The organism is Rathayibacter sp. VKM Ac-2857 (assembly GCF_013205025.1).
Classification (GTDB): Bacteria; Actinomycetota; Actinomycetes; order Actinomycetales; family Microbacteriaceae; genus Rathayibacter.
Genome location: NZ_JABMLE010000001.1, coordinates 336,556 through 356,754 on the forward strand (window position 1 = coordinate 336,556; position 20,199 = coordinate 356,754).

A 20,199-nucleotide genomic window follows, 5' to 3' on the forward strand; every position below is an offset into this window, starting at 1 on the left:
CGGGAGCTATTCCCGCAGCACCCGGACGAGCTCGTCGACGTCGGACTCGTCGTTCCAGAGGTGGAAGGCGACCCGGAGGCGCCCGCCGCGGCCCGAGACGCGCAGCCCCGCGGCCTGCAGTCGCGCCAGATCGGCGCCGTCCTCGTCCGGCCAGGAGACGATCGCGCGGTGCTGCGGCGCGCGGTCGAGCCGCTCGCAGAGCCGGTCGCCGAGCCCGGAGGCGCGCTCCCAGACCGCGGCGAGGTCGAGCGAGCGGAACAGCTCGAGCGACGCCTCCGCCCCGACGAACGCCTGCCAGGCGGGCGAGACGTCGAAGCGGCGGGCGTTCTCGGCGAGGTGCATCGCGGGCCCGTAGCAGGAGGACCAGACGTCCTCCCCCGAGTACCAGCCGGCCTGCACCGGCAGCAGCTCGGCCGCGTACTCGGGCGAGACGGTGAGGAAGGCGACGCCGCGGGGCGAGCAGAGCCACTTGTAGGCGTGGGTGAGGGTGGCGTCGAAGCGCGAGGCGTCCACCGGCAGCACTCCTGCGGCCTGCGTCAGATCGCAGGCCGTGCGCACGCCGTGGCGGGCGGCGGCCTCGACGACCGCGTCGAGATCGGCGAGCGCGCCGCTGCTCGACTGCACGGCGGAGAAGACGACGAGGTCGTCGGCGTCCTCGACCGAGTCGGCGAGCGCCTCCAGCGGCACCGAGCGCACAACGACGCCGCGGTGGGCCTGGGCGAGGAAGGGGAAGACGATCGAGGAGAAGTCGCCGTGCACGCAGAGGACGCGCGCGCCGTCCGGGAGCGAGGCGGCGAGCACAGCGGCCATCGCGGAGGTCTGCGAGCCGATCGCCACCCGGTCGACCGGCACTCCGGCGATCTGCGCGAAGGAGGCTCGTGCGCGCTCGGCGACCGCCCCGTAGCCCGCTGCGGTGCCGCCGCCGGCGGACCACTCGTCGAGATCCGCGCGGAGCGCTGCGGCGGTCGCGAGAGGCGGGAGGCCGAGGGTGCAGGCGTTGTGGTAGCCGCGCGCGCCGGGGAACAGCGCTCGGAGATCGGCGGGGGTCGGCGGTGCGGTGCTCACCCTCCGAGGATCCCCCTCGCCGACCGGATCGCCAACCTCGCACCGGCTCCGGGCGCGTCGTGCGTCATCGCGCGGCGAGCGCGTGCGCCTGCTCGATCAGCGCGACGACGGCTCGCGCGTCGCGCACGTCGACGGGCGAAGGGGCACCGTCGAGCAGGGTCCGGGCGACTCCGGCGAGGAAGGCCGCGTAGTGCCCGCGCTCGCTCGGCACGGACGTGGTCCCGTGCTCGTCGATCAGCACGCCCTCGGATCCGGCGGGCACGACACCGAAGTCGTCGTCCAGCGGAGTGGCGCCGCCAGTGCGCAGCGCGCCCTCCTGCGGGTCGAGGCCGTCGACCGAGAAGGCGGCGCGCGTGCCGAGCACCCGGAAGCGCGGCGCGGCGGCGCGGGCGACCCGGCTCATCGTCAGGTGCGAGCGCACGCCGGACTCGTGCCGGAGCGAGACGAAGGCGTCGTCCTCGCTGGCGCCGCCCTCGTGCACGACGCGGGTCTCCGCGGCGGTGACGACGGCCGGGCCGAAGAGCACGAGGGCCTGGTCGACGAGGTGGCTGCCGAGGTCGAAGAGGATGCCGCCGCCCTCCGCCGGGCCGATCGCCGTCTGCCAGCGCCCGGTCTTCGGGGCGCTCCAGCGCTCGAAGGTCGACTCGAAGCGGATCACGTCGCCGAGCGCGCCCTCGGCCAGCAGCCGGCGCAGCGTGAGGAGGTCGGCGTCCCAGCGGCGGTTCTGGAAGACGAAGACCGGCGCCCCGCCCGCCTCGGACGCGGCGAGGATCGCGTCGACATCGGCCGTGCTCGGCGCGAACGGCTTGTCGATGACCACCGCGACACCGGCGGCGAGCACTTGCTCGGCCTGCTCGCGGTGCACGGAGGGCGGAGTCGCGAGCACCACGAGATCGGGCTGCTCGGCCAGCACGGCATCGAGGCCGGCGACGATCCGGGCGCCGGGATGCGCGTCCGCCGCCGCCGCCGCCCGCTCGGGATCGCTCGTCGAGATCGCCACCAGGTCGAAGTCCGGGTCCGCCTCGACGAACGGCGCGTGGAAGACGCGGCCCGCGAGCCCGTAGCCGACGAGCCCGACGCGGACGGTCCTTCCGCGGGTCACGCCGACGCCCCCGGCACGTCCACGGCGCCGCCGAAGCGGCGGGTGCGGCCGGCGTAGTGCTCGATCGCACCCCAGAGGTCCTCGCGGGTGAAGTCGGGCCAGAGCCGGTCGAGGAAGACCATCTCGGCGTAGGCGCTCTGCCAGAGCAGGAAGTTGCTGGTGCGCTGCTCGCCGGAGGAGCGCACGAAGAGGTCGACGTCCGGCATGTCCGGCAGGTAGAGCGCCTTGCCGATCGTCTTCTCCGTGATACCGGACGGCTTCAGCCGGCCCGCCGCGACCTCGGCCGCGATCCGCTGCACCGCGTCGGCGATCTCGGTGCGGCCGCCGTAGTTGACGCACATGGTGAGCGTGAGGACGTCGTTGCCCTCGGTCAGCTTCTCGGCGTACTGCAGCTCGTTGATGACGGAGGCCCAGAGCCGCGGCTTCCGGCCGGCCCAGCGCACGCGCACGCCCCACTCGTTGAGCTGGTCGCGGCGGCGGTGCAGCACGTCGCGGTTGAAGCCCATCAGGAAGCGCACCTCGTCGGGCGAGCGCTTCCAGTTCTCGGTCGAGAAGGCGTAGACGCTGAGGTGCTTCACCCCGATCTGGATCGCCCCTGCGACCACGTCGAGCAGCGACGCCTCACCGCGCTTGTGCCCCTCCACCCGGGTCAGCCCGCGGGAGTTGGCCCAGCGGCCGTTGCCGTCCATCACGATCGCGACGTGCTCCGGGACCGCCTTGCGCGGCAACTCCGGCGGGTGCACGCCCGTCCAGTCGAGGGGGCGGAACGGAACGGCGTCCCTGTGGGTGAACGGCTTCATCGGGTGACGTGCTCCAGAGATCTCAGTCCGCGCTCGAGGTGCCACTGGGTGTAGGCGGCGACCACGCCGCTCGCTCGGGAGCGGGTCGAGGGCTCCGTCGTTTCGGCGTGCTCCCAGTCTCCCGTGAGCAGGGCGCCGAGGAGGACGACCACCTCGGGGGCGACCCGCGGGGCGCCCGGCGGCGTGCAGTCCTCGCAGACGACCCCGCCGAGCTGGACGACGACGGCGCCGTGCGGGCCCGGGGCACCGCAGCGGGCGCAGTCCTCGAAGCTCGGGGCCCAGCCGGCGATCGAGAGCGCGCGGAGCAGGTAGGAGTCGAGGGTGAGCACCGGCTCGTGCTCGTGCTTCGAGAGCGAGCGCAGGGCGCCGACGAGCAGGAGGTACTGCTGCAGCGACGCATCGGCGTCGGTCAGCCGGTCGGCCGTCTCGACCATCGCGCTCGCCGCGGTGTAGCTGTCGTAGTCGGCCGCGATGATCGCGCCGTAGGCGCCGAGCGACTCGGCCTGGGTGACGATGTCGAGGCTCCGGCCCTCGTAGAGCTGCAGGTCGGCGACCATGAACGGCTCGAGCCGCGAGCCGAACTTGGAGCCGGTCTTGCGCACCCCCTTCGCGACCGCCCGGATCTTGCCGTGGCTGCGCGAGAGCAGCGTCACGATGCGGTCGGCCTCGCCCAGCTTGTGGGTGCGCAGCACGACGGCTTCGTCACGGTAGGTGGGCATGCACTCGATTATCCTCCCCACCCCTGACAACCCCGCGGCGGCGCAGCACCTCGCCTGCTCCGGCCGTGGAACGATGTCTCGGTGGCCGCCTCCCTCTTCGAGATCCCCGCCTGGGCCGACCTCCTCGCCATCGCGATCGGCTGCCTGCAGGGCGCGATGTTCGCCGGCGAGTTCCGCGACCGGCGGATCGACCTGCTCGGCGTCACGATCATCGGCACGGCGACGGGCCTCGGCGGCGGCGTGCTGCGCGACCTGCTGCTGCAGACCCCGCTCGTGGCGCTGCACACCAACGCCTACCTGCTCGTGGCGGTGGCGGCCTCGCTCTTCGGCATGCTGCTGCAGCACGTGCTCAACCGGGTCGACGGCACGATCACGGCGCTCGACGCCCTCACGATCGGGCTCTTCGGCGCCATCGGCACGACGAAGGCGCTCTCGCTGGGCGTGCCGGAGGTGCCCGCGGTGTTCGTCGGCACCGTCTCGGCCGTCGGCGGCTCGGTGATCCGCGACATCCTGCTGAACCGGCCGATCGCGCTGATGCACGTGGGCTCGCTCTACGCGATCGCGGCGACCGCCGGCACCGTCGTGCTGGTGGTCGCGCTGCGGTTCGGGATGGTGATCGACTACGCAGCGCCGATCGCGGTGCTGGTCACGGCCGTCATCCGGCTGCTGGCGGTGCGCTACGGCTGGAGCCTGCCGGAGCAGCGGGCGCTGAGCCGGGTGCCGCGGCTGGGCTGGCGGAAGCGCGGCTGACGGCGGGGATGCACGTCCGGACGGCTCGCGGAAGCCCGCGCCCGTGTCGGGGGTCCGACCTAGGGTGGCGGCATGACCGCTGCGGGCACCACGAACGACCGACACGACGTGCTGATCATCGGCGGGGGGAACGCGGGGCTCTCCGTCGCGGGGCGGCTGCGCCGCTACGGAGTGGAGGACGTCGCGGTGATCGAGCCGCGCGAGACGCACCTCTACCAGCCGATGTTCTCGCACGTCGCGGGCGGCACCGCTCCCGCCTCGAAGGCGACCCGGCCGCAGGGCTCGGTGACCCCGAGGGGCGTGACGTGGATCCGGGACCGCGTCGAGGGCATCGATCCGGCCGCGAAGACGGTCGTGCTCGCCTCCGGTCGGCGGGTCGGCTACGGCGATCTCGTCGTCTGCCCCGGCATCCAGAAGGACTGGGACGCGGTGCCCGGGCTGACGGCGGCGATGGCGTCACCGGTCGGCGTCTCGAACTACGAGTTCGACTACGCGCGGAAGGCGTCGAGCGTGCTCCGCGGAGTCCGATCCGGCACGGTCGTCTTCACGCAGCCCAGCGGCCCCGCCACCTGCTCGGGCGCCTCGCAGAAGCCGATGTACCTCGCCTGCGACTACTGGCGCGAGACCGGGGTGCTCGCGGACGTCCACGTCGTGCTGGTCGTGCCGACACCGACGATGTTCGGGATGCCGCTGATCGACGCGGAGCTCGAGCGGAAGGTGGCGGAGTACGGGATCGACGTGCGCTACAACCGCGAGCTGGTCGAGGTGGACGCCGAGAAGCGGACGGTCGTCATCGCCGGTGAGGATCGCCGCAGCGCACAGCTCGGCCCCGACCACGACGCCGGCCACGTCGGCGGCGAACAGCGGGAGACGCTCTCCTACGACGTGCTGCACGCCGTGCCGCCGCAGTCGGCGCCGGACTGGCTCGCGGACACCGGGCTCGTGGCGGAGGGGAGCACGGGCGGGTTCGTCGAGGTCGACCCGCTGACGCTGCGCCACCCGCGCCACCCCGAGGTCTGGGCGCTGGGCGACGCCGCGGCGACCACGAACTCGAAGTCGGGCGGCGCGCTCCGGCAGCAGACGAAGACGCTGGCGAAGAACCTCGTCGCAGCGCGCAAGGGGAAGCCGCTCCCCCAGGTCTACAACGGCTACTCCGTCTGCCCGTTCGTCGTCTCGCGCTCGACCGTCGTCTTCGCAGAGTTCGACGACCGCTACCGCCCGAAGCCGACGATCCCCTTCTGGAAGGGCCTCGCGAAGGAGCGCCGCCTCACCTTCCTCGCCGACCGCTACCTGCTCCCCTGGGTCTACTGGAACCTCATCCTCCAGGGCCGCGCCTGAGACGGAGGGCCGCCTCGGCGGCGACCGCAGCAGCGCGAAGCTTGCTGGTCGGGAAGCCGTGGAACGCGGCATCGTCATGCTGGTCGAGTAGCCGCGGCACGCGGCATCGTCATGCTGGTCGAGTAGCCGCGGCACGCGGCGTATCGAGACCCACTACCGCATGGACGGAGGTCTCGATACGCCCGCTCCGCGGGCTACTCGACCAGCATGGCGCACCGACTCCGCGGGCTACTCGCCAGCCTGGCGCCCCCGCTCCGCGGGCTACTCGATCAGCAGGAAAGTGGCCGCGCCGCCTCAGCGGCGACCGCAGCGGTGCCCAGAGCATGCTGGTCGAGTAGCCGCGGCACGCGGCGTATCGAGACCCACCACCGCATGGACGGGGGTCTCGATACACCCGCTCCGCGGGCTACTCGACCAGCATGGCGCGCACGCTCCGCGGGCTGCTCGCCAGCATGGAAGGGACAGCGCCGCCTCGGCAGCGACCGCAGCGGTGCGCAGCACTCCGCTCGGGCCGCGGGAGGCTCAGGCCGAGGCCGTCGCCAGGACGCGGTCTGGTGCCTCCTCGCGGAGGGCGCGGTTGACGGCCGAGACGATGGCCTTCAGCGAGGCGGTCGAGATGTCGGCGTCGACGCCCACGCCCCAGAGGGTGCGGCCGTTGACCGAGCACTCGACGTAGGAGGCGGCCAGCGCGTCGCCACCGGCGCTGAGAGCGTGCTCGACGTAGTCGAAGACGCGGACCTCGACGCCGTGCTGCGCCAGCACCGCCTCGAAGGCGTTGATCGGGCCGTTGCCGGTCGCGCTCGCCGTGACCGTCTCGTCGCCGACGCGCAGTACGGCGTCGAGCGCGATCGAGCCGCCCAGATCGCTCGAGGTGCTCGTGCGGGTCAGCTCGAAGCGGCCCCACTTGTCCTCGGCGCGGTGCGCGGGCGCGGGCAGGTACTCGTCCTGGAAGATCGTCCAGATCTGCTCGCTGGTGACCTCGCCGCCCTCGGCGTCGGTCTTGGCCTGCACGACGGCGGAGAACTCGATCTGCAGGCGGCGCGGCAGGTCCAGCGCGTGGTCGGTCTTCAGCAGATAGGCGACGCCGCCCTTGCCGGACTGCGAGTTGACGCGGATGACCGCCTCGTAGGAGCGGCCGAGGTCCTTCGGGTCCACCGGCAGGTACGGCACGGCCCAGGTCAGCTCGTCGCGGCTGACGCCGGTGCGCTCGGCCTCGGCCTCCATCGCTTCGAAGCCCTTCTTGATGGCGTCCTGGTGCGAGCCGCTGAACGCGGTGAAGACCAGGTCGCCGGCCCAGGGGCTGCGCTCGGGCACGGCCAGCTGGTTGCAGTACTCGGCCGTGCGCTTGATGCCGTCCATGTCGCTGAAGTCGATCTGCGGGTCGATGCCCTGGGTGAACAGGTTGACGCCCAGAGCGACCAGGTCGACGTTGCCGGTCCGCTCGCCGTTGCCGAAGAGGCAGCCCTCGATGCGGTCGGCGCCGGCCAGATAGCCCAGCTCGGCCGCCGCGACCGCGGTGCCGCGGTCGTTGTGCGGGTGCAGCGAGACGATGATGTTCTCGCGCTGGGCGAGGTTGCGGCACATCCACTCGATCGAGTCGGCGTAGACGTTGGGCGTCGCCATCTCGACCGTGGCGGGCAGGTTGAGGATGACCTTGCGGTCCGGAGTCGGCTCGAAGACCTCGACGACGCGGTCGCAGATCTCGCGGGCGAAGTCGAGCTCGGTTCCGGTGTAGCTCTCGGGCGAGTACTCGTAGTACACGGCGGTGCCGGGGACGGACGCCTCCATCTCGCGGCACTTGCGAGCGCCGGCGAGGGCGATGTCGATGATGCCCTGGCGGTCCTTGCGGAAGACGACCTCGCGCTGCAGCACGCTGGTCGAGTTGTAGAGGTGCACGATCGCCTGGCGGGCGCCGCGGATCGACTCGTAGGTGCGCTCGATCAGGTGGTCGCGGGCCTGGGTCAGCACCTGGATGGTGACGTCCTCCGGGATCGCGTCCTCCTCGATGAGGCTGCGGACGAAGTCGAAGTCGGTCTGGCTGGCGCTCGGGAAGCCGACCTCGATCTCCTTGTAGCCCATCCGGACCAGCAGGTCGAACATGATCCGCTTGCGCTCGGGGCTCATCGGGTCGATCAGCGCCTGGTTGCCGTCGCGGAGGTCGACGGCGCACCAGCGCGGCGCCGTCGTGATGCGCTTGGCCGGCCAGGTGCGGTCGGGCAGCTCGACGACGATCTGCTCGTGGAAGGGCTTGTACTTGCCGATCGGCAGCGACGACGGCTTCTGGGTGTTCTTCATGAGTGCTCTCCTGGCGCGGGAACGCGCCTGTCTCTCGTCTCGCGGGGATCCGGATGCGGATCGAACCACGCGGGTGGTCTGTGGTGACGATGGGTCTGAATCAGCCGACGACGGACTCCGCGACGAGGAGGGCCTGAGGATCAGATCTCGTCGCGGCGGCTAAGAAGGAGCAGACCGATGCGCACGCGACCACGGTAGCACTGCCCCCGCGGCGCGGCACCCACCAGGCACCACCGCGGCGCGGACGTCGCCCTCAGGCCACGAGCCCGTTCTCGTAGGCGTAGACGACCAGCTGCACCCGATCACGCAGCCCCAGCTTGCCGAGCGTCCGGCTGATGTGCGTCTTGACCGTCGCCTCGCTGAGGAACTCCGCCCGCGCGATCTCGGTGTTGCTGAGGCCCCGGGCGGCGAGGTGGAAGATCTCGCGCTCGCGGTCGGTCAGCGTGCCGAACGCGGCCGGCGTCTCGCGGCCGCTCCCCGGCGCGCCGAAGTGCTCGAACAGCTCGCGGGTCGCGGAGGCGGCGACCACCGCGGTGCCGGCGTGCACCGTGCGCACGGAGGCGAGCAGGAACCCCGGCTCGGTGTCCTTGAGCAGGAAGCCGCTCGCCCCGGCGCGGATCGCGCGGGCGGCCGCCTCGTCCAGGTCGAACGTCGTGAGCACCAGGATGCGCGGCGGCTCCACGCCCTTCTCGGCGGCGTCGGCGAGGATCCGCCGCGTCGACTCGATGCCGTCGACGCCCGGCATCCGGATGTCCATCAGCACCACGTCCGGAGCCAGCCGGCCCACGACCTCCGCGCCCTCCGCGCCGTCGGACGCCTCGCCGACCACCTCGAGGTCCGGCTGGGAGCTCAGCAGCATGCGGATGCCGGCGCGGAAGAGCGCCTGGTCGTCGACGAGGACGAGGCGGATGGTGTCGGTCATGCGGGGTGGCCTCCAGAGGCGACGGGCAGGGCGGGCGAAGAGGGGGCGGGCAGGCGCGCGTCGACCACGAAGTCGTCGCCCTCGGGGCCGGCGCGGAGCACGCCGCCGACGAGCGCGGCGCGCTCGCGCATCCCGACGAGGCCGTGCCCCTCCCCGGGCACGCGAGCGGCGGCCTCGGCGTCGGCGCAGCGCGCGTTGCGGACGGTGAGGACGATCTCGCCGGACTCGCGGCGGAGCGCGACGTCGAGCGGGGAGCCGGGACGGCCGTGCCGGAGCGCGTTCGTCGTCGCCTCCTGAGCGATGCGGTAGAGCGCGAGGCCGATGCCGCGCGGCACGGTCTCGAGGTCGACCTCGAGCTCGGAGCGCAGCTGGGTCCCGGCGCCCGAGACGCTCTCGAGCAGCGCCGGCAGGTCGCGAGCCTCGGGCTGCGGGCCGTCGCTCTGGCTGTGCCGCAGCTGCGCGAGGAGGACGCGGACGTCGCCGAGCGCGTCGCGGGCGACCGAGGAGATGGTGAGCAGGGCGGCGTCGGTCTGCTCCGGGCTCGATGCGCCGAGGTAGCGGGCGCCATCCGCCTGCGCGATCACGACGGCGAGCGAGTGCGCCACGACGTCGTGCATGTCCCGCGCGATGCGGTTGCGCTCCTCGACGGTGTCCAGCTCGCGCTGCGCCGCCGCGCGCTCGCGCTCGGCCTCGGCACGGAGGGTCTGGCCCTCACGCGCCCGCCGGACGGAGCGGGAGAGCAGGCCGACCGTCCAGGAGAGGCCGAGCGTGGCGAGGATCCCGCCGAACACGGCTCCCCCGGTCAGGATCGGCGACGTGGTGTTCGCGATCAGCCCGAAGATCAGGACGAGGTAGACGACGGCCACGACCGCGCCGAGCACCGCCGAGACCGCTCCGGCCGCGCGCACCCGGCGTCGCTCGGAGGCGCCGGTGCCGAAGAGCACCGCGAGGATCGCGAGGTCGGCCGGCCCGGGCGCCAGTCCGAGACCCATCTGCAGCAGCGCCCCGCCCCAGGCGATCGCGAGGGCGAGGGCCGGCGCCCGGCGGTGCAGCACGAGCGCTACGGCCAGCACCCCGCCGACGACCGGCTGGAGCGACCCCGCCGGACCGGCGAACGGCACCGTGGAGATCAGGAGCAGCAGCAGCGCCTGCCAGCCGGCACTGCCGACGGCGAAGCCGTCCTGCGGTCCGGCGACCCGCACCAGCAGGGCGTCGATGCGGTCGTCCGGCCCGACCGGCCGGCGGAGGCCGCCTCGCCAGGCGAGCACCTCGGCGCCGGCGAGGACACCGGCCGTCACGAGGGCGGTGACGGCGCGCACGAGGAGCACCTCGTCCGCGCTCGCGTCCTGCGGGAGCAGCTGCTCGGTCGCGGTCAGCGCCGCGACGATCCCCGCGATCCCGGCGAGGACCAGCGCCCCGACCAGGGCCAGCGAGCGCGTCCACGGACCGAGCCGCCGGGCGGTCGACCAGAGCACGACCAGCCCCACGAGCACGCCGTCGATCGGAACGCCGAGGACCGGGATGCCTCCGCCGACGATCGCGCCGACGGCGACCAGCGACGGGGCGAGGGCCGGGAGGAACGCCGCGACGGCCAGGCCGAGCGCGATCAGCAGACCACCGCTGAGGTTCTCCGGCGCGGTGATCCCGGCGGCGCCCAGCGCGAGCTGGAGGACGGCGAGCAGCGCTCCGGCGATCGGGAGCGTCGCGGGACGGTCCAGGAGCGCACGCATGGATCCCACGCTACGCGGCGGTGCGGCCGGCGGCGTCGTCCGGGAGAGTGACCGCGGTCCCCCTGCCGGTGCGGCGCCCGGAGTCACCGGAGGCTCAGAAGCCGAGGCGGCCCAGCAGCTTCGGGTCGCGCTGCCACTCCTTGGCGACCTTCACCCGGATCGAGAGGAAGACGCGCCGGCCGAGCAGCCGCTCGATCTGCTCGCGCGACACCGCGCCCACCTCGCGCAGGCGCTGACCGCCCTTGCCGATGATGATGCCCTTCTGGCTGTCGCGCTCGACGAAGACGTTCGCGTAGATGTCGATGAAGGAGCCGTCCTCGCGCTCGACCATGTCGTCGAGCGTCACGGCGAGCGAGTGCGGCAGTTCGTCCGAGACGCCCTCGAGCGCGGCCTCGCGGATGAACTCCGCGATGCGCGAGCCGGTGTCCTCGTCGGTCACGGCCTCCTCGGGGTAGAGCGCCGGCGAGACGGGCATCAGGCGCAGCAGCTCGACCGCGAGCACGTCGAGCTGCTCCTCGGTGACCGCCGAGATCGGCACGATCGTGTCCCACTCGCGCAGCTCGGAGACGGCGAGCAGCTGCTTCGCGACGGACTTCTTCGAGGAGAGGTCGACCTTGGACACGATCGCGACCTTGCGGGCGCGCGGGAAGGACTCGAGCTGCTCGTTGATGAAGCGGTCGCCGGGGCCGATCGGCTCGTCGGCCGGGAAGAGCATCCCGATCACGTCGACGTCGCCGAGCGTCGAGGTGACGAGGGAGTTGAGCCGCTCGCCGAGCAGGGTGCGCGGGCGGTGGATGCCCGGGGTGTCCACCACGATCAGCTGACCGTCGGGGCGGTGCACGATGCCGCGGATGGCGCGGCGGGTGGTCTGCGGCTTCGAGCTGGTGATGGCGATCTTCTCGCCGACCAGCGCGTTCGTCAGGGTCGACTTGCCCACGTTCGGGCGGCCGACGAACGACACGAAGCCCGCCCGGTAGGGAGTGCTGGGGGTGCTCTGGTCGGTCATCGTGCGTCCTCGTCCTGGTGGTCTGTCTCCGCGACGACCGCAACCGGTCCGGTGCTGGTCTCGCCTGAGGGATCGTAGTCGGGATCGCGCCGCACGATGACGGTCGAGATGGTGCCGCGGCGGGGATCCGCCTGCTCTGCCTCGAGGATCACCCCGTCGATCCGGGCGGTCGCACCGCGCTCGGGCAGGCGGCCGTAGGCCTTGGTGAGCAGTCCGCCGACCGAGTCGACGTCGTCGTCCTCGAGCTCGAGGTCGAACAGCTCGCCCAGCTCGTCGACGGGCAGTCGCGCCGAGACGCGGTAGACGCCCGGCTCGGTCTCCTCGAACAGGTCGACCTCGCGGTCGTACTCGTCCGAGATGTCGCCGACCAGCTCCTCGATCAGGTCCTCGAGCGTGACGAGTCCGGCGATGCCGCCGTACTCGTCCACCACCATCGCGAGGTGGTTGGACTCGAGTTGCATCTGTCGCAGCAGCTCGTCGGCCTTCTTCGACTCCGGCACGAACAGTGCCGGGCGGGCGAGGTCGGCCGCGGAGTCGTCGTCGTCCGGGCGCTCGTAGGTGTGCCGGGCCACGTCCCGGAGGTAGAGCACGCCGAGCACGTCGTCGACGCCGTCGCCGATGACGGGCAGGCGCGAGATGCCCCGGCTGAGCAGCAGGCCCATGCCGGCGCCGACCGAAGCACCCGCCTCGATCGTCACCATGTCGGTCCGCGGCACCATCACCTCGCGCACCAGGGTGTCGTTGAACTCGAAGATCGAGTGGATGAGCTCGCGGTCGTCCTGCTCGAGGACGGACTGCTCGGTCGCCTCGTCGACCATGCTCAGCAGTTGCTCCTCGGAGGAGAAGCCGGCCGAGCGGCCGGTGCCCGGAGTGACCCGGTTGCCCAGCGCGACGAGGCCGTGCGCGACCGGACCGAGCGCGACCCGCAGCACGTGCACGAGCGAGGCGCTGGAGCCGAGCACGGCGCGGGCGTGGGCGCGACCGACGCTGCGCGGGCTCGAGCCGACGAGCACGAACGACACGGCCGCCATGATCAGGATCGCGAGCAGGAGCGCCAGCCAGAGCGCGTCGACCACGACGACGAGCACGGTGGTGACGAAGACGGCGGCCGTGGTCTCCGCCGCGATCCGGGTGAAGTTGACGACGTTGACGTGCGCGCTCATGTCGCCGGCGATGGCCCGCAGGGCGCGGGAGCTGCGCGAGTGGTTCGCCATCTCGAGGACGTCGCTGCGCGAGAGCACGCCGAGCGCGGCGTCGGTGGCGGCGAGCCAGCCGCCGAGGGCGACGAGGCCGAGTGCCGCGAGGAGGAGCTGGACGGTGAGCACGCCGGGCCTAGCGGCGTCGCTCGCTGATGTGGAACCCGACGAGGATGTCGCGCTGGATGCCGAACATCTCGCGCTCCTCCTCCGGCTCCGCGTGGTCGAAGCCGAGCAGGTGCAGCAGCCCGTGCGCGGTCAGCAGCAGCAGCTCGTCGAGCACGGAGTGGCCGGCCGCCTCCGCCTGGGTCTGCGCCACCTGCGGGCACAGCACGATGTCGCCGAGCAGGCCGGCCGGGGTCTGCTCGTCCTCGGTGCCGGGGCGCAGCTCGTCCATCGGGAAGCTCAGCACGTCGGTGGGGCCGGGCTCGTCCATCCACTGCACGTGCAGCTGCTCCATCGCACCCTCGTCGACCAGCACGATCGCGAGCTCGGCGTCGGGGTGCACGTGCAGCGAGTCGAGCGCGTAGCCCGCGAGGCGCAGCAGGGTCGCCTCGTCCACGGGGATGCTCGACTCGTTGTTGATCTCGATGCTCACGGGGTGCGGGGTTCCTTCGGTCGGGAGGGTGCTCGGCGGGAGGGGCGGAGGGCGGGGCGGGTGCCGTGCTCAGGCGCGCGGGCGCTTGGGCTGAGCGTCGCCGGTCGAGCGGGTGGCCGCCCGGCGCTCGGCGCGGGCCGCGAACTCGCGGGCCTGCTCGCGCTCGAAGCTCTGCGCCTGCTTCTGCTGGTCGTACTCGGTGTAGGCGTCCACGATCCGGCCGACGAGGCTGTGGCGGACCACGTCCTCGCTGGTCAGCCGGGCGAAGTGGATGTCGTCGATGTCGTCGAGCACCCGGGTCACCAGGCGGAGTCCGCTGGAGCCGGCGGGCAGGTCGACCTGCGTGATGTCGCCCGTGATCACCATCTTCGAGCCGAAGCCCAGACGGGTCAGGAACATCTTCATCTGCTCCGGTGTCGTGTTCTGCGCCTCGTCGAGCACGACGAACGAGGAGTTCAGCGTGCGGCCGCGCATGTACGCCAGGGGAGCGACCTCGATCGTGCCCGCCGCGAGCAGCTTCGGCACGATCTCCGGGTCCATCATCTCGTTCAGCGCGTCGTAGAGCGGGCGCAGGTACGGGTCGATCTTGTCGGTGAGCGAGCCGGGCAGGTAGCCGAGCCGCTCCCCCGCCTCGACCGCGGGGCGGGTCAGGATGATCCGCTCGACCTCCTTGCGCTGCAGGGACTGCACAGCCTTGGCCATCGCGAGATAGGTCTTGCCGGTGCCGGCCGGGCCGATTCCGAAGACGATCGTGTTCTGGTCGACGGCGTCGACGTACTCGCGCTGCCCCAGGGTCTTCGGGCGGATGCTCTTCCCGCGCGCCGTGAGGATCGCCTGGCCGAACGCGTCCGCGGGACGCACCGGCCCGCCGTTCTCGAGGATGCGCGCGGACTCGCGCACGCCCTCCGGGTCGAGGTCGTGGCCGCCTGCCGTCATGAGCACCAGTTCTTCCACCAGGCGCGCCGCCGCGGCGACGGGGGCGCCCTCGCCGTCGAGGGTCACCTCGTTGCCGCGCACGTGCACCCGGACGTCGGGGAATCGCGATTCGACCGCTCGGATGAGGCGGTCCTGGGGGCCGAGGAGGCGCACCATGGCGACTCCGTCGACGGCGATGACGCGGTGCGTCCCGCCGGTGGTGCCGTCAGCAGGGGGCTGCGGGGTCGTCGGCTCCGCGGAGCCGGATCGAGTGGGGTTCGGGCTCGCGGAGCCGTCGCCTGCGTGATCAACCGGTGGCAAGGGAGCCTTCCGTCAGGTGGCCGCCCAGGACGTGGGCGTGGACGTGGAACACGGTCTGACCGGCCTCTTCGCCGGAGTTGAAGACGAGCCGGAACTGGCCGTTGCTGTGCGCGTCGGCGAGCGTCTGCGCGACCAGGGCGATCTCGGCCAGCAGGGCGGGGTCGCCCGCGGCGAGCTCGGCGACGTTCGCGAAATCCTGCGTCTTCGGGAAGATCAGCAGGTGGACGGGGGCCTTCGGCGCGATGTCCTGGATCGCGAGGATCCGCTCGTTCTCGAACACCACGTCGGCGGGGATCTCGCCGCGGACGATGCGCGTGAAGACAGTGGGCTCGGTCATGCGTCCATCTTAAACGCGGCGGCGACCCGGGCGGGGCCGCGTTCGCCCAGGGCGCGCGGATCGGCGGGGATCACCAGCGGCCGAGACGGGCCGAGAGCACGGCGATCGCGGCCGGGCCGGCGGTCGAGGTGCGCAGGACGGAGTCGCCGAGCGCGACGGCCTCGGCGCCCGCGTCGGCCAGCGCGCGCAGCTCCTCCGCCGCGATGCCGCCCTCGGGGCCGACGACGAGCACGAGGTCGCGCCCGTCCGGCTCGATCGCGGTGAGGCGCGCCTCGGCCGAGGGCTCGAGGACGAGCACGCGCGCCGTCCCGGCCCGCTCCACCAGGGCGCGCAGACCGACGACCGCCGACACCTCCGGCACCCGGGCGCGGAGCGACTGCTTGCTCGCCTCGCGGACGATGCTGCGCCAGCGCTCGCGGCCCTTCTCCTCCTTGACGCCCGACCAGCGCGACACGGAGCGGGCGGCCTGCCACGGCACCACCTCGTCGACGCCCAGCTCGGTGGCGGCCTGGATCGCCAGCTCGTCGCGGTCGCCCTTGGCGAGCGCCTGCACGAGCACGAGCCGGGGACTCGGCGCGGGCACCTCCTCGACCGAGACGACCCCGAGGACGACCCGCGACGCCTCCGCGCTCTCGACGACGGCGACCGCCACCCGGCCGCGCCCGTCGCCGATGCGCACGCTCTCGCCCGCGCGGATCCGGCTCACGGTCGCGAGGTGGCGCGCCTCGGCGCCGGAGAGCTCCAGCCGCCCGCCGGCGACGAAGTCCCCGGAGTCGAGCGACTCGTCGATGTAGTGGTGCGCCACGCCGGCTCCGGTCAGCCCAGGAAGCGGTCGCGGAGCTTGGAGAACAGCCCCTGCTGGAAGTGCGTCAGCGCCGGCTTCTGCGGCTTGTAGTGCTTGGCGAACTCCTGGACGAGCTCGCGCTCGCGGTGCCCGAGCTTGGTGGGGGTGACCACCTGGATGCCGACGCGGAGGTCGCCGCGGCCGTTGCCGCGCAGCTTGGTGACGCCGCGGCCCTTGATCGTGACGATCTCGGTGCTCTGCGTGCCGGGCTTGACCTCGATCTCGATGTCGCCGTCGAGCGCCGCGAGGGTCGTCGTCGAGCCGAGGATCGCGTCCGTCATCTGCACCTCGAGGGTGCAGAGCAGGTCGTCGCCGTTGCGGCTGAAGATGTCGTGGTGCTTGACCTTGATCTCGAGGTAGAGGTCGCCGCTGGGTCCGCCGGCCGGGCCGACCTCGCCGCTGCCGGGCATCTGCAGCCGGAGGCCCGTGTCGACGCCCGCGGGGACGTCGACGGGGATGGTCCGGCGCGCGCGCACGCGGCCCTGACCCTGGCAGGTGGAGCACGGAGTGGCGATGACGGTGCCGTAGCCGCGGCAGGTGCCGCAGGGGCTGGCCGTCATCACGTTGCCGAGCAGCGAGCGGACGGTGCGCTGGATCTGGCCGGAGCCGTGGCAGATGTCGCAGGTGACCGGGGAGGTGCCGGGCTGGCAGCACGAGCCCTGACAGGTCTCGCAGAGCACGGCCGTGTCGACCTCGAGGTCGCGGTGCGTGCCGAAGATGACCTCGTCGAGCGAGACCTCGACGCGCAGCAGCGCGTCCTGACCGCGCTCCCGGCGCGACCGCGGGCCGCGCGAGGAGCCCTGCGCGCCCTGGCCGAAGAAGGTCTCGAAGATGTCGCCGAAGCCGCCGAAGCCCTGCCCGCCCCCGCCGGGGAAGCCGTCCTGCGGTCCGCGGTCGTACTGCTGGCGCTGCTGGGCGTCGCTCAGGACGTCGTAGGCGTGCGTGACGAGCTTGAAGCGCTCGGACGCGTCCGCGCTCGGGTTGACGTCGGGGTGCAGCTCGCGCGCGAGCCGGCGGTACGCCTTCTTGATCTCGTCGGCGGAGGCGTCGCGGTCGACGCCGAGGACTTCGTAGTGATCGGCCACAGGGGGCTTCGTCCTTCGTTCGTGGTCGGTGCGCCGGGCGCGGCGGACCTGTCGGGAGCCGGGGTTCCGGCGAGGGTCTGGAAGAGGGTCATTCCTCGCCGAGGAGGCGGGAGAGGTAGCGGGCGACGGCGCGGACCGCCGCGATGTTGCCGGAGTAGTCCATCCTGATCGGTCCGAGGACCCCCAGGCGCGAGACCTGGCCGCCGGCCGTGTTGTAGCCGCTGGTGAGGACGGAGGTCTCCTGCAGGCCGAACGGCGCGTTCTCGCGGCCGATGCGGACCGAGATGCCGCGCGGGTCCGGCACCATCTCGGCGAAGAGGCGCAGCAGCTCCACCTGCTCCTCGATCGCCTCGAGAACGGGGTAGATGCTGCCGGAGAAGTCCTCCTCGGTGCGCACGAGGTTCGCGGCGCCCGCCATCACCAGGCGGTCCTGCCGGTTCGCGCCGACCTGCTCGAGCAGGGTCTGCACGATCGGGTCGACGACGTCGCGGCGCTCGGGGCTGAACTGGTCGGTCGCGCTCTGCAGCGTCTCGGCCGCGGCCGCGAGACCCAGCCCGAGGACGGCGGTGTTGAGCTTGGCCCGGATCTCGCCGAGCAGCAGCTCGTCGACGTCCTCGGGCGTCTCGAGCACGCGCTGGTCGACGCGGCCGGTGTCGGTGATCAGCACGGACAGCAGCCGGCGCGGGGCGAGCGCGACCAGCTCGACGTGCCGGATGCGCGCCGCGCCGAAGGACGGGTACTGCACGAGGGCGACGCTGTTGGTGAGCTGCGAGAGCAGCCGGACCGTGCGGACGAGCACCTCGTCGAGGTCGGGGCTCTGGCCGAGGAAGGTCTCGATCGCCTGCCGCTGCGCCGCGGTCAGCGGGCGCAGGTCGGTCAGCTGGTCGACGAAGAGGCGGTAGCCCTTGTCGGTGGGGACGCGGCCGGAGGAGGTGTGCGGGGCCGCGATCAGCTCCTCCTCCTCGAGCTGCGCCATCTCGTTGCGGATGGTCGCGGCGGACACGCCGAACGCGTGGCGCTCGACGATCGACTTGGAGCCGACCGGCTCGCGGTTCGCGACGTAGTCCTGCACGATCACGCGCAGGACCTGGAGACCGCGCTCCGTCACCATACGACCGACCTCCCGCCGGACTCCGGGTGCCTCGCGGCACGACCACCTCGGCGCCGTGGCGCCGCGCGGAGCTTGGCACTCCGCGAGATTGAGTGCCAATCATAACCGCGCAGGAGGAAGGAGGGCTGGGCTTGCCCGGATCGCCTCCCGGTGCGGCTGCGTCTCTGCCACGATGGACGCCGAGCGCCCGGGGTCGCCCGACGCGCCGATTCCTGAGACGGAGATCACCATGTCGGCCACCCCGCCCCCGCCGCCCGCCTACTCGACGCCCGCGCCGCCGCTGAACCCGGCCGACGAGAAGACCTGGGCGATCGTCACCCACATCACCGGCATCTTCTTCAGCTTCATCCCGTCGCTCATCGTCTACCTGGTCTTCAAGGGCCGCGGGCCCTTCCTCGAGGCGCACGCGAAGACGGCGCTGAACTTCCACTTGACCACGCTGATCGCCTACGTGGCCGGGACGATCCTGAGCTTCGTGCTCGTCGGCTTCATCGTCTTCCTCGTCGTGCCGATCCTCGTGATCGTCTTCGCGATCATCGCCTCGGTGCGCGCCAGCGCCGGCGAGTACTACACGTACCCGCTCAGCATCCCCTTCTTCAAGTAGGGACCGGGCGGGATCTCGATACGCCCGCTCCGCGGGCTACTCGATCAGCATGGAGGGGCGCCACTGCTGGACGGCGCATCGCCGCTTGCATGCTGGTCGAGCAGCCGCCGCAGGCGGGGCCACATGCTGGTCGAGTAGCCGCCGCAGGGGGCGTATCGAGACCCACGCGCATCGGACGGTGGATCTCGATACGCCCGCTCCGCGGGCTACTCGAACAGCATGGAGCGGGGCGAATCAGCCGTCCGTCAGGCGGCGGACGACCGCGTCGGCCAGCAGCCGGCCGTGCAGCGTCAGCACGATGCGACCGCCGAGGGCCGCGCGGCCGTCGACGAGTCCGTCGGCGATCAGCCCCGCGACCTCGCGGCGGCGCTCCGGCTCGATCGCGTCGATCGGCAGCCCGTCCGCCAGGCGCGAGCGCAGCAGCACGTCCTCCACCCGGCGGGTCGCCGCGTCGAGCGTCTCGCGCCCCGCGGCCGGCGACGAGCCGGAGTGCAGCCGCTCGGCGTAGGCCGCCGGGTGCTTCACGTTCCACCAGCGGACCCCGCCCACATGGCTGTGCGCACCGGGCCCCACGCCCCACCAGTCGTGACCGAGCCAGTACGACAGATTGTGCCGCGACCGGTGCGCGTCGTCGCGTGCCCAGTTGCTCACCTCGTACCAGGAGTAGCCGGCCGCGGCGAGCCGCGCGTCCGCCAGCTCGTACATGTCGGCCGTCAGGTCGTCGTCCGGAGTGGCCACCTCGCCCCGGCGGATCTGCCGCGCGAGCTTCGTGCCGTCCTCCACGATCAGTGCGTACGCCGAGAGGTGGTCGGGCCGGTTGGCCAGCGCCGAGTCGAGCGAGCGCTCCCAGTCGGTCAGCGACTCCCCCGGCGTGCCGTAGATCAGATCGAGGCTGACCTGCAGCCCTGCCTCGCGGGCCCACTCGGCGACGAGCGGCACCCGCTCGGGATCGTGCGTGCGCTCCAGCGTCGCGAGCACGTGCGGCACGGCCGACTGCATCCCGAAGCTGACCCGGGTGAAGCCGGCGTCGGCCAGCTCGCGGAGGTAGGCGGCGTCGACCGAGTCGGGGTTGGCCTCCGTCGTGATCTCCGCACCGTCCGCGACGCCGAAGTGACGCCGGAGTCCGTCGAGCATCCGCACCAGATCGCGGGCGGGCAGCAGCGTCGGAGTCCCGCCGCCGAAGAACACGGTCGCCGCGGGCCGCCGCGGCAGACCCGCCGCCGCCAGCACGCCCTCGCCGAGCGCCATCTCGACGATCGCCTCGCCGGCGTAGTCCTGCTGCTTCGCGCCGCGCAACTCGGTCGCGGTGTAGGTGTTGAAGTCGCAGTAGCCGCAGCGCACCCGGCAGAACGGGACGTGCACGTAGAGCCCGAGGTCGCGGGTCTCCACGCCGTCGGCGACGGAGGCCGGCAGCAGTCCGTCGAGGGGCGCCGGGTCGGCGAGCGGGAGGGCGCTGCCCAC

Annotated in this window: 19 protein-coding genes; 3 read left to right on the forward strand and 16 right to left on the reverse strand. The window is 72.6% G+C overall.

The window, feature by feature from the left end; genetic code table 11:
- Positions 1-6 precede the first annotated feature (6 nt).
- The 4 genes from HQQ86_RS01545 to recO all read right to left on the reverse strand — a co-directional run bounded on the left by HQQ86_RS01545 (position 7) and on the right by recO (position 3,686).
- Positions 7-1,065, reverse strand: coding sequence for an aminotransferase class V-fold PLP-dependent enzyme (locus HQQ86_RS01545; RefSeq protein WP_173285919.1), 1,059 nt, complete (start codon positions 1,063-1,065; stop codon positions 7-9).
- Positions 1,066-1,129: 64 nt separating this feature from the next.
- Positions 1,130-2,167, reverse strand: coding sequence for a Gfo/Idh/MocA family oxidoreductase (locus HQQ86_RS01550; protein WP_173285921.1), 1,038 nt, complete (start codon positions 2,165-2,167; stop codon positions 1,130-1,132).
- The gene (locus HQQ86_RS01555) at positions 2,164-2,967 is read right to left on the reverse strand and encodes an isoprenyl transferase (RefSeq protein ID WP_123732113.1); all 804 of its coding nucleotides are present in this window, start codon (positions 2,965-2,967) and stop codon (positions 2,164-2,166) included. The genes HQQ86_RS01550 and HQQ86_RS01555 overlap by 4 nt, the downstream gene beginning before the upstream one ends.
- Complete coding sequence (gene recO, locus HQQ86_RS01560; RefSeq protein WP_123445629.1) at positions 2,964-3,686, reverse strand: DNA repair protein RecO; 723 nt, start codon at positions 3,684-3,686, stop codon at positions 2,964-2,966. The genes HQQ86_RS01555 and recO overlap by 4 nt, the downstream gene beginning before the upstream one ends.
- An 81-nt stretch (positions 3,687-3,767) precedes the next feature.
- On the opposite strand from recO, the gene HQQ86_RS01565 reads away from it, so the two are divergent.
- Both HQQ86_RS01565 and HQQ86_RS01570 read left to right on the forward strand, forming a co-directional pair.
- Positions 3,768-4,436 (forward strand): trimeric intracellular cation channel family protein, encoded by a 669-nt coding sequence (locus HQQ86_RS01565; protein ID WP_367948513.1) that lies wholly within the window; start codon positions 3,768-3,770, stop codon positions 4,434-4,436.
- Positions 4,437-4,508: 72 nt separating this feature from the next.
- The gene (locus HQQ86_RS01570; RefSeq protein ID WP_173285923.1) at positions 4,509-5,774 is read left to right on the forward strand and encodes an NAD(P)/FAD-dependent oxidoreductase; all 1,266 of its coding nucleotides are present in this window, start codon (positions 4,509-4,511) and stop codon (positions 5,772-5,774) included.
- A gap of 522 nt (positions 5,775-6,296) precedes the next feature.
- Here the strand turns inward: HQQ86_RS01570 and leuA are convergent.
- From leuA to hrcA, 11 genes are all read right to left on the reverse strand, one after another.
- Positions 6,297-8,069, reverse strand: coding sequence for a 2-isopropylmalate synthase (leuA, locus tag HQQ86_RS01575; protein WP_173285925.1), 1,773 nt, complete (start codon positions 8,067-8,069; stop codon positions 6,297-6,299).
- Between the two features lie 253 nt (positions 8,070-8,322).
- Positions 8,323-8,991 (reverse strand): response regulator transcription factor, encoded by a 669-nt coding sequence (locus tag HQQ86_RS01580; RefSeq protein ID WP_123735454.1) that lies wholly within the window; start codon positions 8,989-8,991, stop codon positions 8,323-8,325.
- Positions 8,988-10,721 carry a histidine kinase gene (locus HQQ86_RS01585; protein ID WP_173285927.1) on the reverse strand — a complete coding sequence of 578 codons (1,734 nt, stop codon included), beginning with the start codon at positions 10,719-10,721 and terminating at the stop codon, positions 8,988-8,990. The genes HQQ86_RS01580 and HQQ86_RS01585 overlap by 4 nt, the downstream gene beginning before the upstream one ends.
- A gap of 94 nt (positions 10,722-10,815) precedes the next feature.
- Positions 10,816-11,727, reverse strand: a complete 912-nt coding sequence (era, locus tag HQQ86_RS01590; protein ID WP_173250251.1) for a GTPase Era — start codon at positions 11,725-11,727, stop codon at positions 10,816-10,818.
- A complete protein-coding gene (locus HQQ86_RS01595; RefSeq protein WP_173285929.1) occupies positions 11,724-13,052 on the reverse strand; it encodes a CBS domain-containing protein in 1,329 nt (442 codons plus the stop codon). The genes era and HQQ86_RS01595 overlap by 4 nt, the downstream gene beginning before the upstream one ends.
- A 7-nt stretch (positions 13,053-13,059) precedes the next feature.
- Positions 13,060-13,521 (reverse strand): rRNA maturation RNase YbeY, encoded by a 462-nt coding sequence (gene ybeY, locus HQQ86_RS01600; RefSeq protein ID WP_173285931.1) that lies wholly within the window; start codon positions 13,519-13,521, stop codon positions 13,060-13,062.
- A 69-nt stretch (positions 13,522-13,590) separates the two neighbouring features.
- Positions 13,591-14,613, reverse strand: coding sequence for a PhoH family protein (locus HQQ86_RS01605; protein WP_123445998.1), 1,023 nt, complete (start codon positions 14,611-14,613; stop codon positions 13,591-13,593).
- A gap of 130 nt (positions 14,614-14,743) precedes the next feature.
- A complete protein-coding gene (locus HQQ86_RS01610) occupies positions 14,744-15,094 on the reverse strand; it encodes an HIT domain-containing protein (RefSeq protein WP_173285933.1) in 351 nt (116 codons plus the stop codon).
- A 70-nt stretch (positions 15,095-15,164) separates the two neighbouring features.
- Positions 15,165-15,899: a 16S rRNA (uracil(1498)-N(3))-methyltransferase gene (locus HQQ86_RS01615; RefSeq protein WP_173285935.1), complete on the reverse strand. Its 735-nt coding sequence runs from the start codon at positions 15,897-15,899 to the stop codon at positions 15,165-15,167.
- An 11-nt stretch (positions 15,900-15,910) separates the two neighbouring features.
- Entirely contained in the window at positions 15,911-17,023 is a 1,113-nt protein-coding gene (dnaJ, locus tag HQQ86_RS01620; protein WP_123445619.1) for a molecular chaperone DnaJ, read from the reverse strand.
- A gap of 88 nt (positions 17,024-17,111) precedes the next feature.
- Positions 17,112-18,134, reverse strand: a complete 1,023-nt coding sequence (hrcA, locus tag HQQ86_RS01625; protein ID WP_173285937.1) for a heat-inducible transcriptional repressor HrcA — start codon at positions 18,132-18,134, stop codon at positions 17,112-17,114.
- Positions 18,135-18,363: 229 nt separating this feature from the next.
- Between hrcA and HQQ86_RS01630 the strand changes: the two genes are divergently transcribed.
- On the forward strand, positions 18,364-18,738 hold the full coding sequence (locus HQQ86_RS01630; RefSeq protein WP_123445997.1) for a DUF4870 domain-containing protein: 375 nt from the start codon (positions 18,364-18,366) through the stop codon (positions 18,736-18,738).
- A gap of 234 nt (positions 18,739-18,972) precedes the next feature.
- Here the strand turns inward: HQQ86_RS01630 and hemW are convergent, their stop codons facing one another.
- A complete protein-coding gene (gene hemW, locus HQQ86_RS01635) occupies positions 18,973-20,199 on the reverse strand; it encodes a radical SAM family heme chaperone HemW (protein WP_173285939.1) in 1,227 nt (408 codons plus the stop codon).

Excerpts from the sequence above, each read along its gene's own strand:
- HQQ86_RS01630 (WP_123445997.1), top strand. The coding sequence starts at position 18,364 with ATGTCGGCCACCCCGCCCCCGCCGCCCGCCTACTCGACGCCCGCGCCG.
- hrcA (WP_173285937.1), bottom strand. The coding sequence starts at position 18,134 with ATGGTGACGGAGCGCGGTCTCCAGGTCCTGCGCGTGATCGTGCAGGAC.
- HQQ86_RS01610 (WP_173285933.1), bottom strand. The coding sequence starts at position 15,094 with ATGACCGAGCCCACTGTCTTCACGCGCATCGTCCGCGGCGAGATCCCC.
- leuA (WP_173285925.1), bottom strand. The coding sequence starts at position 8,069 with ATGAAGAACACCCAGAAGCCGTCGTCGCTGCCGATCGGCAAGTACAAG.
- HQQ86_RS01555 (WP_123732113.1), bottom strand. The coding sequence starts at position 2,967 with ATGAAGCCGTTCACCCACAGGGACGCCGTTCCGTTCCGCCCCCTCGAC.
- HQQ86_RS01605 (WP_123445998.1), bottom strand. The coding sequence starts at position 14,613 with ATGGTGCGCCTCCTCGGCCCCCAGGACCGCCTCATCCGAGCGGTCGAA.
- HQQ86_RS01585 (WP_173285927.1), bottom strand. The coding sequence starts at position 10,721 with ATGCGTGCGCTCCTGGACCGTCCCGCGACGCTCCCGATCGCCGGAGCG.
- recO (WP_123445629.1), bottom strand. The coding sequence starts at position 3,686 with ATGCCCACCTACCGTGACGAAGCCGTCGTGCTGCGCACCCACAAGCTG.
- HQQ86_RS01570 (WP_173285923.1), top strand. The coding sequence starts at position 4,509 with ATGACCGCTGCGGGCACCACGAACGACCGACACGACGTGCTGATCATC.
- era (WP_173250251.1), bottom strand. The coding sequence starts at position 11,727 with ATGACCGACCAGAGCACCCCCAGCACTCCCTACCGGGCGGGCTTCGTG.
- HQQ86_RS01580 (WP_123735454.1), bottom strand. The coding sequence starts at position 8,991 with ATGACCGACACCATCCGCCTCGTCCTCGTCGACGACCAGGCGCTCTTC.